The 15,079-nt window shown below is 65.8% G+C and carries 9 protein-coding genes and 1 pseudogene; 7 read left to right on the top strand and 3 right to left on the bottom strand.

The window, feature by feature from the left end:
- Positions 1-49: 49 nt before the first annotated feature.
- The 3 genes and pseudogenes from A3AS_RS0109320 to A3AS_RS0109330 form a co-directional block, all read right to left on the bottom strand.
- Positions 50-2,447: pseudogene (locus A3AS_RS0109320) on the bottom strand (EAL domain-containing protein).
- A 112-nt stretch (positions 2,448-2,559) separates the two neighbouring features.
- A complete protein-coding gene (locus tag A3AS_RS0109325) occupies positions 2,560-3,969 on the bottom strand; it encodes an MFS transporter (RefSeq protein WP_018317329.1) in 1,410 nt (469 codons plus the stop codon).
- A gap of 288 nt (positions 3,970-4,257) precedes the next feature.
- On the bottom strand, positions 4,258-4,764 hold the full coding sequence (locus A3AS_RS0109330) for a ferritin-like domain-containing protein (RefSeq protein ID WP_026201827.1): 507 nt from the start codon (positions 4,762-4,764) through the stop codon (positions 4,258-4,260).
- A gap of 428 nt (positions 4,765-5,192) precedes the next feature.
- On the opposite strand from A3AS_RS0109330, the gene A3AS_RS0109335 reads away from it, so the two are divergent.
- From A3AS_RS0109335 to A3AS_RS0109365, 7 genes are all read left to right on the top strand, one after another.
- The gene (locus A3AS_RS0109335) at positions 5,193-6,275 is read left to right on the top strand and encodes a YbhN family protein (RefSeq protein WP_018317331.1); all 1,083 of its coding nucleotides are present in this window, start codon (positions 5,193-5,195) and stop codon (positions 6,273-6,275) included.
- An 86-nt stretch (positions 6,276-6,361) separates the two neighbouring features.
- Positions 6,362-8,314, top strand: coding sequence for a hypothetical protein (locus A3AS_RS0109340; protein WP_018317332.1), 1,953 nt, complete (start codon positions 6,362-6,364; stop codon positions 8,312-8,314).
- A 405-nt stretch (positions 8,315-8,719) separates the two neighbouring features.
- Positions 8,720-10,072, top strand: a complete 1,353-nt coding sequence (locus A3AS_RS0109345; protein ID WP_018317333.1) for an MFS transporter — start codon at positions 8,720-8,722, stop codon at positions 10,070-10,072.
- A 124-nt stretch (positions 10,073-10,196) separates the two neighbouring features.
- On the top strand, positions 10,197-11,102 hold the full coding sequence (locus tag A3AS_RS0109350) for a LysR substrate-binding domain-containing protein (RefSeq protein WP_018317334.1): 906 nt from the start codon (positions 10,197-10,199) through the stop codon (positions 11,100-11,102).
- 129 nt (positions 11,103-11,231) lie between these two features.
- Positions 11,232-12,176, top strand: a complete 945-nt coding sequence (gene kdgD, locus A3AS_RS0109355; RefSeq protein ID WP_018317335.1) for a 5-dehydro-4-deoxyglucarate dehydratase — start codon at positions 11,232-11,234, stop codon at positions 12,174-12,176.
- Positions 12,177-12,200: 24 nt separating this feature from the next.
- Positions 12,201-13,544 (top strand): glucarate dehydratase, encoded by a 1,344-nt coding sequence (gene gudD / locus A3AS_RS0109360; protein WP_018317336.1) that lies wholly within the window; start codon positions 12,201-12,203, stop codon positions 13,542-13,544.
- Between the two features lie 21 nt (positions 13,545-13,565).
- Positions 13,566-15,014, top strand: coding sequence for an aldehyde dehydrogenase family protein (locus A3AS_RS0109365; RefSeq protein ID WP_018317337.1), 1,449 nt, complete (start codon positions 13,566-13,568; stop codon positions 15,012-15,014).
- The last annotated feature ends 65 nt before the right edge of the window (positions 15,015-15,079 follow it).

Consider the following 15,079-nt stretch of genomic DNA (forward strand, 5'->3'; position numbering starts at 1 on the left):
AAGTGCGAAGCGGTTTTCCGAATAGATCATGCTCAAACAATAGTCTCCCTCAAGCCGAGGCCAGCAGCCGCGGGCGGTTGAGCATCGCCGCCACGTCGGAGGCGGGCCGCGGCTTGCTGAACAGATAGCCCTGCGCCTGGGTGCAGCCCTCGCCTGAGCAGCTCGAGCTGCGTGTCGTTCTCGACGCCTTCCGCGGTGGTGACGATGCCGAGGCTGCGGCCGAGCCCGGTCACGGCGCGGATGATCGCCATGGAATCCTCGCGCGTCGCCAGCTCAGACACGAAGGAGCGGTCGATCTTGATCTTGTCGAACGGAAAGCTGCGCAGATAGCTCAGCGACGAATAGCCGGTGCCGAAATCGTCGAGCGAGATGCGCACGCCCATGGCGCGCAGTTCGTGCAACGTGGTCAGCGTCGCCTCGCTGTTCTGCAGCAGCACGGATTCGGTGATCTCGAGCTCGAGACGGCGCGCGTCGAGTCCCGAGGCAGCCAGGGCCGCGATCACGGATGCGATCAGGTTCGGATTCTTGAACTGCACCGGCGACAGGTTGACGGCGAGGTCGACATCATCAGGCCAGCTCGCCGCATCGATGCAGGCCGAGCGCAGCACGAATTCGCCGAGCTGGACGATCAGTCCGGTCTCCTCGGCCAGCGGGATGAAGTCGATGGGTGCGATCAGGCCACGCTGCGGATGGTTCCAGCGCAGCAGCGCCTCGAAGGCGACGACGCGGCCGCTGGCGACGTCGCGGATCGGCTGGTAATACACCTCGAACTCGTCGCGCTGTACCGCCGCGCGCAGGTCCATTTCCAGGAGGCGCCGCGCCTGCGCGCGCGCATCCATGCCGGTCTCGAAGAAGCGATAGGTGCCGCGGCCATCCGCCTTGGCGCGGTAGAGCGCGAGGTCGGCGTTCTTCAACAATTCGCTCGGATCGCTGCCGTCCTGCGGCGACAGCGAGATGCCGATCGAGACGCCGATCACGATCTGATGGTCGTCGATCTCGTAGGGCGCCGAGATGACCTCGACGAGGCGGCCGGCAAGCGATCTCGCAGCGGTTTCCTCGGAACGACCGATCTGGACCACGGCGAACTCGTCGCCGCCCAGTCGCGCCACCGTGTCGCTCTCGCCGACGGCGGCCGTCAGCCTGCGGCCGACCTCCCTCAGCAACGCATCGCCGATGGGATGACCGAGCGAGTCGTTGATGTCCTTGAAGTGATCGAGATCGAGACAAAGCACCGCGAGCTGATCGCCCGACCTGGTGCGCCGCAGTCCCTGCTCGAGCTGCTCGTGGAACAGCACGCGGTTCGGCAGGCTGGTCAGCGCGTCATGGCGCGCCATGTGCGAGATCTTGGCCTGCGCCTCGAGCCATTCGGTGATGTCCTCGAAGGTCGCGACCCAGCCGCCGCCCTGCATCGGCTGGTTGACCACCCGGATGGAGCGGCCGAACCGGCCGACGATGTCGGTCGTGGTGCGCCCCTCGCGCGCGTCGGCGACGAGGCGGGCGAAGAATTGATCCGCATCGCCCTGCCACTGGCCCTTGGCCTGCTCCTCCCTGAGCACGTCGACCAGCAGGCGGCCGGTCAGCGCGATGTCGGTGCGACGGAGCATGGCGGCATAGCGCTCGTTGAACAGCATGATCTTGCCGTCTGCATCGAACATGCACAGACCCTGCGACATGTTCTCGAGCGCCGTATCCAGCACCATTTGCTGGGCGCCCAGTTCGCCCTTGGCGCGGCGGTCGAGCAGCGCAGCCACCAGCGCGATCGCGATGATCGCGACCGCGGCGCTGGCCGTGAGGAAGGACAGCGAGGCCGGCGGGATCGACAGGCCGCCGATCGCGAGCGTCGGATCAGGCGTCAGCAGCACCGCACCCATGGCGGTGAAATGATGCGCGACGATGGCGACGGTCAGCAGGACCGTCGCGGTCAGCGCATGGAACAGGTCGTCGCGCCGCGCGGCCACGAACAGTGCAAGTGCCGCAAAGACGATTCCTGACAGCACCGAAACGGCGACCGTGCTTCCGATCCAGTCCACGCGCGCCGGTAGCTCCAGCGCCGCCATGCCGGTGTAATGCATCGCCGCGACCCCGGTGCCGACGATGGCACCGCCGAGGACGATCCACACCGCCCGCGAGGACGATACGGCGATGCTCAGCCCCACGAAGGTCACGGAGATCGCAAAGATCAACGACAGGATCGTCACCGGGATGTTGTAGGCGCCGGCGCCGCCCGGCCCGTAGGCGAGCATCGCGATGAAATGCGTCGCCCAGATGCCGCAGCCGCTGACGGCGGCGTCGAGGCCGAGCCAGGCCAGGCGTCCGACACCGTTGGTCGCGCGCGCCCGGTGGAACAGGCTGATCGCCGCCGCGCTGGCGAGCAGACACACCGCGCCGCCTAGCGCGACGAGCCGCCAATCGTGCTCTTCGGTGAGACAGTAGAGAACTTGATACATCGCGGGCCCCTATGGACCCGCAGTTGAACCAACAGAGGTGGACAGGTGGTAACTGGCTACGAGCCTGTTGCGGCAATGGTGAACGGAAGATGTGCCCATTCACTCGGATTGTTCATCCTCGCGCCGGCGCACCCAGGCCGATCGCGATGGCAGCGAGCAGCAGGACGGATGCGGACACGACCAGCGACAGATGCAGCCCCGCCATGAACGCCCCCTCGGCGGCCACCAGCGAGCCGAACAGCGCGACGCCGAGGACGCTGCCGGTTTGCCGCGTCGCGTTCAGGACGCCGGCCGCGATGCCGGAGCGCGCCTTGTCGACACCGCCCAGCAAGGTCGAGGTCAGCGGCGGAACCAGCAGCCCAAGTCCGCCGCTGATCGCGATCATCTGCGCGCAGATCATCCAATAGCTCGTATCAGCCGCGATCCACAGCAAACCGAGACAGCCGAGCGCCGACACGCTGGCACCGACCACGATGGTCGGGCACGGGCCGATGCGCTCGGCGAGGTGCGGCGCCAGCAGATTGACCGGCAGCACCGCCGCCATCATCGGCACGAAGGCGAGCCCGGTCCACCACGCCGACAGCCCATTGATCCGCTGGAAGTACAGGCTGAGCACGAAGATGAGGCCGTAGATCGCGATATTGACGAGCAGGCCGACGAGCGAGGTCAGCGCGAACAGCCTCTGGCCGAACAGCGACAGCGGCAGCATCGGCTGCGCCGCGCGGCTCTCGCGCCAGATGAAGAGCGCGGCGAGACCTGCGCCACCGACAAAGGCTGCAATCACCGCCGGATGATCCCACCCGAGCGCACCGCCTTCGATGATCGCGCCGGCCAGCGCCCCCAATGCGCCGATCGCTGCAAGCTGGCCGGGCAGATCGATCTCGCGCGAGCGGGCCTGCGTGGTTTCGCTGGCGTAGCGCCAGCTCAGCCACAGGCCGGCGAGCCCAATCGGCAGATTGACCAGGAAGATCGCACGCCAGCCGACCAGCGTGATCAGCGCGCCGCCGACAAAGGGGCCCGCGGTGAGCGCAAGGCTCGCGCCGGCAGCCCAGACCGCGACGGCACGGCCGCGCGCTCGCTCGTCCGGATAGGCATGATTGAGCAGCGCGAGGGAATTCGGCACCAGGATCGCCGCCGCCAGCCCCTGCACCAGCCGCGCTGCGATCAGCACGGCGGCATTGGGCGACAGCGCGCAGGCGAGCGAAGCCGCGGTGAAGATGGCGAACCCCGCCATGAAGACGCGCTTGGCGCCGATGCGGTCGCCCAGCGCGCCTGCCGTCAGGATGAAGGCGGCAAACGCGATGGTGTAGGCGCTGACCACCCATTGCAGTTCGGCGACACCGCCGCCGAGCGTCCGGCCCATCGCATCGAGCGCGGTGTTGACGATGGTGACGTCGAGCTGCACCACGCCGTAGCCAAGGCTCATCGCGGCCAGCGTGAGCGAGGTCGCAAGAGGCGAACCGGCGCGCGACGCGCCGGTCCTGTCCTGAAAGATTTCATGCTTGATGGCGGTGGCTCGCATGCTGCACCTCGATTGCAGCCCCATGCGAAATATATGCTCTCATTGCGCAGGCATGTTTCGATAATGGACGAAGGATGGATGCTGCGGGCACTCGCCTTACAAGCGGTGTCGTGCCCGGCGCATGCGGGGATTCCAGTACGCCGCGTCTTCTCCGTATCCCATTATTGTCCTGGAATACTGGATCGCCCGCCCCTGTGCGCAATCGCGCACTAGGCGGGCGATGACAGAGCATATGTGGCGAGAGCGCCGCACGGATAGCCGCGCGGCGCGCCCGTCGCTTTACCTTCATCAGCTCGCCGCGCGCAGATTGACCTTGCTCTCGGCGAGCGTGGTCAGCTTTTTGTCGGTCGCCTTCTCCTCCTCAAGTGTCTTGGCGAGCACGGTCGCGCAGTCATTGCGGCCGAGCTGCTTGGCCCAGGCGATCAGGCTGCCGTAGCGTACGATCTCGTAATGTTCGGCGGCCTGCGCCGCGTTGATCAGGGCGGCATCGAGCACCGCCTTGTCGGCGACCTCGCTGGCGGTCTCGTCGGCCTCCTCGATGATGCCGTCGATCGCCGGACAATCGACCGCCTTCACGGGGACGCCGTGCATCTTGAACACTTCTTCGAGCCGCGCGACGTGCTGCTTGGTTTCTTCAAGGTGCGTCAAAAAGCCCTGCTTCAGCTGCGGATCGGTGGCCTTACTGGCCATCTTCGGCAGCGCCTTGGTCAGCTGCTGCTCGGCGTAATAGATGTCCTGGAGCTGGTGCACGAACAGGTCGTTCATGGTCTTGATGTCTTTTGTGAACAGTCCCATCGTTCCGTCCTCTTCGGTTTTGTGGAACACGAAGGCAGCGGCTTGCACGAAAAGCCGCTTATTCCGCCATGTTCGGTTGCTGATGGGGCCCAACGGACACGCGGCATCGACGTTCCAAAAAGACCAAGATGGCTTGCGCTGGAACAATGCGGACGGCACCGGCATCTGAAATGGTGTCGGCATACGAAACGCGCGGGGCCGAACCGGTTTCACGACTCATATGCTTAACGCGCCGCCGATGTGAACCGCGTATGACAAAAGTGACCGGTCCGACGCAGAACCAATTGTTGTCAAGGGCTGCACAAGCCGGTGTTTTTGCCTTAAATGAGCTGGATCATGCCCCGCGATCGATGCCTGCTTTTGGCCGTGATCGTACCCGACTGGCCAATGTCTGGCCTGGTCGGTCTTGCCCCCCGCCGGGAGGATGAATGCACGGACTGCTGCCCGCGCTGCAACGCGGCTTCAAGAGATGGATCGGCTGGCGACGGCTCGGAGTAGCCGCGAGCGTCTTCATCATCGCCTTCGCGATCACCTCGCTGGTGCGAACCCTCAAGGGCATCGATACCGGGGTCATCCTGACCGCGTTAACCGAGATTCCCCGCGGGAGCATCGGGCTGGCGGCGATCTGCGTGTTCTTTGCGTTCTGTACGCTGACCTTCTACGATTTTTTTGCACTGCGAACGATCGGCAAGAAGCACGTGCCGTACCGCATTGCGGCGCTCTCCAGCTTCACGTCCTATTCGATCGGCCACAACATCGGCGCCACGGTCTTCACCGGCGGCGCGATCCGCTTCCGGATCTATTCGGACTACGGGCTGAACGCGATCGACGTCGCCAAGATCTGCTTCCTGTCGGGCCTGACCTTCTGGCTCGGTAACATCTTCGTGCTCTCGATCGGCATGGCGATCCATCCGGATGCGGCGTCCTCGATGGATCAGCTCCCCTCCTCGATCAATCGGCTGATCGCGCTCGGCGGCCTCGCCTCGATCGGTGCCTATCTGGTCTGGCTCTGCATGGGCGAGAAGCGGCGCGAGCTCGGCCAGAAGGGCTGGAAGGTGGTGCTGCCGTCGGCGCCGCTGACGCTGGTCCAGATCCTGATCGGGGTGGTCGATCTCGGCTTCTGCGCCACAGCGATGTACCTGCTGATGCCGGCCAATCCGCCGATCGACTTCATGTCGCTGGCGGTGGTGTTCATCCTGGCGACGCTGCTCGGCTTCGCCAGCCATGCCCCCGGCTCGATCGGCGTGTTCGATGCCGCCATGCTGCTGGCGCTGCCCGAATTCGGCCGCGAGCAACTTCTGGCGACGCTGCTGGTGTTCCGCCTTCTCTATTTCGTGATCCCGTTCGGCCTTGCCATCTCGATCATGGGCACGCGCGAGCTCTGGATGAACGTGGTCGAGCCCTGGCAGGAGCGGCGGCGGCTGGCGGAGGCCTGCGCGCAGGCCAATCTGCCCAAGCAGGTGACGCCGATGGAGCGCGAGCGGATACTGCGCCAGGCCAACAAGCGGTAGGCCACGATCTGGACCCGGCGGGGTTGCGGGCGGCGGAGCAATGCTCTCTTATTTCCGCCTCAACTTTGCCGTTGAAGACGCGGGCCATGATCCCTGTATTCCTTCGTACCCTTTCCGCAGGCGCCCTGTTGCTTGCCGGGATTCTGACGGCCATGCCGCCCGAGCGCGCTAGCGCTCAGGACACCGGCGCCCTGCAGATCAATTGGGAGGTGCGTAACCGCTTCCGGCTGTTCCGCGAGGAGCGCGACTTCCTGCTCCATGTCGAGAACGCCCGCAACCGCAGCATCCTAGCCGCCGAGCAATCGCTGGAGCTCCAGAGCGAAGGCCGCGGCTGGGCCCGCAACATGGTCAACCGGCTCTGCATCGACCTCCAGGGCCGGGTCAACCAGCCCTGCACCCGCGACAACACCAAGGAAAACTACCTCACCCCGATCGATCACCCCGTCACCGTCCGCCTCGTTGGCGCGGTGCCGGTCGGCGCCACCTGCGCCTGGTCGTTCGACGACGGCGACGGGCCGCAACAATCGACCTTCGACTGCGCCGAGCCGATCAATTTGCGCGTCCGCTACGGCAAGCAGACGGTCGCGACCGTCGACGTCTCCTCCGGCTCCGATCCCACCCAGCGCGTCCAGACCGAGATCCAGGTCCGCGACATCTTCGTCGCCGGCCTCGGGGACAGCATCGCCTCCGGCGAAGGCAATCCGGACCGGCCGCTGGCGCTGTCGGACGAAGGGTTTTGCTTCCGCTCCTATCTGGGCACCGCCGGCGCGCAGTACTACCGGCCGAGCCGCCACGGCTTCAAAGGCGGCCGCGCCTGCGAGGCGCCGGACACGCTGGCCAACTGGCAGCGCTACAGCGCGCTCTGGTTCAACTCGCCCTGCCACCGCTCGCTCTACAGCTACCAGACGCGCACCGCCCTCGCACTCGCGGTGCGCTACACCCACATCGCAGTGACCTACCTGCCGCTCGCCTGCACCGGTGCCAGCATCGGCGACGGCCTGCTCGGCTCGCAGCGCGCCCGCGAATGCCCGCCCGGCAAGACCGGTGTCTGCAACACCAGCGTGAACGCGCAAGTCGCCGAGTTGCGCGAGGCGCTCACCGCGGCGAAGAAACGCCAGCCCGACCGCACGCTCGACCTCGTGCTGCTCTCTGTCGGCGCCAACGACGTCTATTTCTCCGGTCTCGTTGCCGACGTGATCGTCGAGACCGCGACCGAGCGCGCGCTGTTCCGCCGCTCCGGCGTGATGGCGAGCGTCGACGATTCCCGCGATGCGCTGGCGCGCGAACTGCCGCAGAACTTCGTCAAGCTGCGCGAGGCGCTCAAGCCGCTGGTCGGCGGCGACCTCTCGCATGTCGTCTATGTCTCCTACGCCAACCCCGCGCTCGCCGACGGCGGCGTGCCCTGCCGCGGCGGCCGGGCCGGCTTCGACATCCATCCGGCCTTCAACGCCGATCCGCAGCGTCTTGCCCGCGTCTCGACCTTCGTCGACACCGAGTTCTTGCCGCAGCTGAAGGGGCTCGCCACCTGCACCCGCGGCGCGCTGTGCCGCGATCCCGAAGCCGACCGCATGACCTTCGTCGATGCGCATCAGGCGGCGTTCGCCGATCACGGCTTCTGCGCCCATTCCGGCAACGACCCCGAATTCGACCGCAGCTGCTTTGCCGAGAACGGCCAGAGCTTCAATCCAGACATCGTGAGCGCGGCGAGCCAGCCGATGCTGTGCGGCCGCGGCGCCTCGGAATACCGCGCCTATTTGCCCCGCGCGCGCTGGATCCGTGACGCCAATGACAGCTATTTTGCCGCGATGACCTATCCGCAGGGATTGCCGGCGGCGAGCCAGCCGACTGACATCCACGACGCCACCTGGGGCGTGCTCTCCGCCGTTTATGGCGGCGCGGTGCATCCGAGCGCGGAAGGGCATGCGGCGATGGCGGATGCGGCGCTGCCGGCCGCGAGCGCCGTGCTCGGGCTCGATGCCGTGCCGCCGGGCGTCACGCGCGGATTTCTGCCGCAGCTGTTGCCGAGCGCAAAGCAGTAGCGCGCGCGAAGACTCCTTTTGCGAGTCGTAGCCCGGATGAGCGCAGCGACATCCGGAGCCATCTCCCGCATATCGCTTCGCTCATGCGGGCTACGCGCAACGTCCTCGCACCTCGGTGTCGCAGCCCGGCTTGACCGGGCGATCCAGTACGCCGCGACGGCAGTCTTGAATCGAGGCTGCGGCGTACTGGATCCCCCGCTTTCGCGCGGAACGACAGCGGAGTGCTTGGTGCTCGCACATCGCCATCGCTCGCACATTCACTCCGCGCCAGCATCGTTCCCCGCTACCTACCGTTTCATCAATCCAAAAACGGTATCGATCGATACCCCCTTGAGCTTGGACACTTTGCCGCGCGCGCCTCTAGGAGTCGGATCGAGGAAACATTTCGACTTGAGGAGGCGCCTGATGAGCGCAGTGGTGTCCGCAGCGGACGTGAGAAGGTCTCGCGTCAGGCTGTTCATCGTGACCATGTTGTTCCTGGTCACCACCGTCAATTATGCCGACCGCGCCACGCTGTCGATCGCAGGCCCCGCGCTGTCCAAGGAGCTGCATCTCGATCCCGTCGCCATGGGCTGGATCTTCTCGGCGTTCGGCTGGTCCTATGTCGCGGCGCAGGTCCCGGGCGGCTGGCTGCTCGACCGCTATGGCTCGCGCCTCGTCTATGCCTTCAGCATCATCGTCTGGTCGCTGTTCACGCTGATGCAGGGCTGGGTTGGCTTCCTCAGCGCCGGCACGGCTGTTGTCGTGCTGTTCGCGCTCCGCCTCCTTGTCGGCGTCGCGGAAGCGCCCTCCTTCCCCGCCAACGCCCGCATCGTCGCGGCGTGGTTTCCGGGCAACGAGCGCGGCACCGCGTCGGCCTTCTTCAACTCGGGACAGTATTTCGCCACCGTGATCTTCGCGCCGCTGATGGGCTGGATCGCGCATGCCTATGGCTGGCGCTTCGTGTTCTTCGTGATGGGCGCGCTCGGCATCGTCATGGGCTTCGTCTGGCTCAAGACCATTTACGGCCCGAAGGAGCATCCTTCGATCAACGATGCCGAGTTCGACTACATCAAGGAAGGCGGCGCGCTGGTCGATCTCGACGCGCCCAAGAACGATCAGTTGCGCGAGCGTGCGCAAGAGGCCGGCTCCGGCTGGGACCACATCCGCCAGCTGCTCTCCAACCGCATGATGCTCGGCGTCTATCTCGGCCAGTATTGCATCAACACGCTGACCTATTTCTTCCTGACCTGGTTCCCGGTCTACCTGGTCAAGGAGCGCGGCCTGTCGATCCTGCAAGCCGGCTTCGTCGCGACGCTGCCGGCGCTGTGCGGCTTCATCGGCGGCGTGCTCGGCGGCATCATTTCCGATGCGATCCTGCGCCGGACCGGCTCGCTGACCATGGCGCGCAAGATCCCGATCGTCGGCGGCATGCTGCTGTCGATGTCGATCATCGCCTGCAACTATGTCGACGGACAGGCGCTGGTGGTCGGCTTCATGGCGCTCGCCTTCTTCGGCAAGGGCATCGGTGCGCTCGGCTGGGCGGTCGTCTCCGACACCTCGCCAAAGGAAGCCGGCGGCGTCTCCGGCGGCCTGTTCAACACCTTCGGCAATTTGTCCTCGATCACCACGCCGATCGTGATCGGCTACATCCTCGCCGCGACCGGCTCGTTCAACGGCGCGCTGGTGTTCGTGGGCCTCAACGCGCTGGTGGCGGCGTTCGCCTATCTCGTCATCGTCGGCAAGATCGAGCGGGTGACGCTCAAACGTTCCTCCTGAGGGCTCCCGATGGGAGCTTGACCAGGCAACTCAACGGCGGCCCAAAAAGCCGCCGTCTTTGTTTTGGGGATGATCGATGCTAGAAGTACCGGGGAAACGCCTTATCCATCTAAGGCATGTATCGATGTTCGACCTCAACCAGCTCCGCTGTTTCGTCACGGTGGCGGAGGAACTGCATTTTGGCCGCGCCGCGACGCGGCTGAACATGACCCAGCCGCCACTGTCCCGGCAGATCCAGGTGCTCGAGCACATCATCGATGCGCCGCTGCTCGAGCGCACCAGCCGCTCGGTGCGCCTGACGCCGGCCGGGCGTAGCTTCCTGCCGGAGGCGCGGCGCATCCTCAAGCTCGCCGAAAGCGCCTCGCAAGTCGCCCGCCGCATCGCGCTCGGCAAGACCGGCTCGCTGAAGATCGGCTTCACCGCGGCAGCGGCCTATGGCTTCCTGCCCGAACTGGTCGCGGCCTGCCGCGCCAAACTGCCCGAGGTGGATTTCTCGCTGAAGGAGATGGTGTCGGGCGACCAGTTCGAGGCGCTGACGTCGGGCCAGATCGACGCCGGCCTGCTCAGGCCGCCGATCGCGCGGCCCGAGCTCACCAGCCGCCGTGTCGTCGCCGAGCCCCTGCTCGCCGCGATCCCGAAGAAGCATCCGCTGGCCAATGCCGACAGCATCACCATCAAGGATTTCGACGACCAGCCCTTCGTGATGTACTCGCCCTATGAGAGCCGCTACTTCCACGATCTCCTGGTGGCGCTGTTCACCCGCGCGGACGTGCTGCCGCGCTACGTCCAGCATCTCAGCCAGATCCACTCGATCCTCGCCATGGTGCGCGCCGGCCTCGGTCTTGCCATCGTGCCGGCGGCGGCAGCCAGCCTGAAGATTTCCGACGTGCGCCTGCGCCCGCTGAAGCTGCGCACGCGCGTCCCCGTCGAGCTGTTCATGGTCTGGCGCCGCGACGACGAGAATCCGCTGCTGTCGGCGCTGGTCAAAATCGCCGGCGAACTGGCCTCTGCGGAGCCCGCGGAAGATTGATGCTGATTTCGCATCGGTCGATATAGGCTTTGGCTTGGACCCGCATCGAACGGTCTCCTAAACCACGGCGCATGGACGCGCAGCCTTCTGCTTGCGTCCTCCACAACACGCAATGAGGGAGCCGCGCCCATGAGCAAGATGACCCCGCAGGAAATGGCCCAGAAGATCGGATCTGGCCTCCTGTCTTTCCCCGTCACGCCCTTCAAGGCTGACTACTCCTTCGACGAGGCGACCTATCGCGCCAACATGGACTGGCTGTGCGGCTATGATGTCGCAGGCCTGTTCGCCGCCGGCGGCACCGGCGAATTCTTCTCGCTGACGCCGACCGAGGTCCCTGAAGTCGTCAAGGTCGCCGTCGACGAGACCAAGGGCCGCGTGCCCGTGCTCGCCGGCACCGGCTATGGCACCGCGATCGCCCGCGAGATCGCAATCGGCGCGGAGAAGGCCGGCGCGGACGGCCTGCTGCTGCTGCCGCCCTACCTCACCCACTCCGAGCAGGAGGGCCTTGCCGCCCATGTCGAGGCGGTCTGCGCCGCCGTGAAGATCGGCGTCATCGTCTACAACCGCGACAACGCGATCCTGCAGCCCGACACGCTCGCGCGCCTTGCCGAGCGCTGCCCGAACCTCGTCGGCTACAAGGACGGCATCGGCGACATCGAGCTGATGACCCGCGTCTACACCAAGCTCGGCGATCGTCTCACCTATGTCGGCGGCCTGCCGACCGCCGAGACCTTCGCGCTGCCCTATCTCGACATGGGCGTGACGACCTATTCCTCGGCCGTGTTCAATTTTGTGCCGGAATTCGCCACCAACTTCTACGCCGCGGTGCGCAAGCGTGACCACGCCACGATCCAGGCCGGGCTGAAGGACTTCATCCTGCCGCTGATCGCGATCCGCAACCGCAAGAAGGGCTATGCCGTCTCGATCATCAAGGCCGGCATGAAGGTGATCGGCCGCGATTCCGGCCCGGTCCGCCCGCCGCTCACCGACCTCACCGAGCAGGAGATCGCGGAAGTGACCGCGCTGGTGAAGAATCTGCCCGCCATCCGATCGACACAACAGGCGGCAGAATAGGACAACAACAGCGAGGAGCGAGCGATGGCCCAGATTGAAATCTCCGGTGCGCCTGTCGTCACGGCGATGCAGGTGATCCCGGTCGCGGGCCGCGACAGCATGCTCCTCAACCTGAGCGGCGCACATGCGCCGTTCTTTACCCGCAACATCGTCATCCTCACCGACAATGCCGGCCACACCGGCGTCGGCGAGGTGCCGGGCGGGCAGAAGATCTGGCAGACGCTCCAGGATGCCCGCAATCTCGTGATCGGCAAGACCGTCGGCGCGCTCAACAACATCCTCGCCGACGTCCGCACCGCCTTCGCCGACCGCGACGCCGGCGGCCGCGGCAAGCAGACTTTCGATCTTCGCGTCATGATCCACGCGGTCACCGCGATCGAATCCGCGCTGCTCGATCTGCTTGGCCAGCATCTCAACTTGCCCGTCGCCGCGCTGCTCGGCGAAGGCCAGCAACGCAAGAGCGTCGAGACGCTCGGCTATCTCTTCTTCGTCGGCGATCGCCGCAAGTCCAGGCTCGACTACGTCAGCGGCGAAACCGGCAAGCCCGAATGGTTCGACCTTCGCCATCAGGAAGCGATGACGCCGGAGACCGTGGTGCGGCTCGCGGAAGCCACCCACGACCATTACGGCTTCGCCGACTTCAAGCTGAAAGGTGGCGTGCTGCGCGGCGAGCAGGAGATCGAGGCCGTCACCGCGATCGCAAAGCGTTTTCCGAACGCGCGCGTGACGCTCGATCCCAACGGCGCCTGGTCGCTCGACGAGGCGATCAGCCTCTGCAAGGACATGCACGGCATCCTCGCCTATGCCGAGGACCCCTGCGGCGCGGAAGGCGGCTTTTCCGGCCGCGAGATCATGGCCGAGTTCCGCCGCGCCACCGGCTTGCCGACCGCGACCAACATGATCGCCACCGACTGGCGGCAGCTCTCCCATGCGCTGCGCCTGGGCGCGGTGGACATTCCGCTGGCCGATCCCCATTTCTGGACCATGCAGGGCTCGGTGCGGGTGGCCCAAACCTGCCGTGACAACGGCCTGACCTGGGGCTCGCATTCCAACAACCATTTTGACATTTCGCTGGCCATGTTCACCCATGTCGGCGCCGCCGCCCCCGGCAAGGTCACCGCGATCGATACCCATTGGATCTGGCAGGACGGCCAGGCGCTCACCAGGGAGCCGCTCCGGATCAAGGGCGGCAAGATTGCCGTCCCTGATAGCCCGGGCCTGGGTATCGAAATCGACAGGGCCGCTATCGACGCGGCGCATGACCTCTACAAGCAGCATGGACTCGGTGCCCGCGATGACGCTATTGCCATGCAGGACCTGATCCCCGGCTGGACCTTTGACGACAAGCGTCCGTGCCTCGTGCGTTAAAATACTTCCTCGGAGGAAAAGATGACTGCGATCCTGAAGAACTTCATCGGCGGCGAATGGGTCGATGGCTCCGGCGTCACCAAGAACATCAACCCCTCCAACACCAACGACGTCGTCGGCGAATACGCCAAGGCCGACAAGGCGCAGACCGAGAAGGCGATCGCCGCCGCCAAGGCCGCCTTCCCCGCCTGGGCGCAGTCGACGCCGCAGGCGCGCTTCGACGCGCTGAACAAGATTTCCCTCGAGATCCTCGCCCGCAAGGAAGAGCTCGGCCGCCTGCTCGCGCGCGAGGAAGGCAAGACGCTGCCTGAGGGCATCGGCGAGGTCGCGCGTGCCGGCCAGATCTTTGCGTTCTTCGCCGGCGAGGCGCTGCGCCTGATCGGCGAAAAGGGCGCCTCCGTGCGTCCCGGCCTCGACGTCGAGCTCACCCGTGAGCCGGTCGGCGTCGTCGGCATGATCACGCCCTGGAATTTCCCGATCGCGATCCCGGCCTGGAAGATCGCGCCTGCGCTCTGCTACGGCAACACCGTGGTGTTCAAGCCGGCCGAGCTGGTGCCGGGCTCGGGTCACGCGCTGGCCGAAATCATCACCCGCTCCGGCATTCCCGCCGGCGTGTTCAACCTCGTGGTTGGCTCCGGCTCCGTCGTCGGCCAGACCCTGCTCGACCACCCCGATGTGGCCGCGATCTCCTTCACCGGCTCGGTGCAAACCGGACGCAAGATCGCGCAGGCCTGCGTGCTCTCGAACCCGATGAAGAAGTTCCAGCTCGAGATGGGCGGCAAGAATCCGCTGGTCGTTCTCGACGACGCCGACCTCAAGACCGCCGTCGAAGTCGCCGTCAACGGCGCCTATTTCTCGACCGGCCAGCGCTGCACCGCCTCTTCCCGCCTGATCGTCACCGAAGGCATCCATGACCGCTTCGTCGCGGCGGTGGCCGAGCGCCTGAACGGGCTGTCGGTCGACGACGCGCTCAAGGCCGGCGTGCATATCGGCCCTGTCGTGGACCAGAGCCAGCTCGACCAGGACCTGCGCTACATCAAGATCGGCCAGGACGAGGGTGCCAAGCTGTCCTTCGGCGGCGAGCTGCTCAAGCGCGAGACGCCCGGCCACTACCTGCAGCCGGCGCTGTTCACCGAGGCCAACAACAACATGCGCATCGCGCGTGAGGAGATTTTTGGCCCGGTCGCCGCCGTCATCCGCGCCAAGAACTACGAGGAAGCGCTGGCGATCTCCAACGACACCGAGTTCGGCCTCGCCTCGGGCATCTGCACCACCAGCCTGAAATACGCCTCGCACTACAAGCGCAACAGCGAGTCCGGCATTGTGATGGTCAATCTGCCGACCGCCGGCGTCGACTATCACGTGCCGTTCGGCGGCCGGAAGGGCTCGAGCTACGGCGCCCGCGAGCAGGGCTCCTACGCGCGCGAGTTCTACACCACGGTGAAGACGGCTTATACGTTCCCGGGCTGATGCACGATCGTAGGGCGGGTTAGCAAAGCGTAACCCGCCTCCTATCTTCAGCATCGAAAGAAGTG

This window comes from Bradyrhizobium sp. WSM2793, from assembly GCF_000379585.1.
Lineage (GTDB): Bacteria > Pseudomonadota > Alphaproteobacteria > Rhizobiales > Xanthobacteraceae > Bradyrhizobium.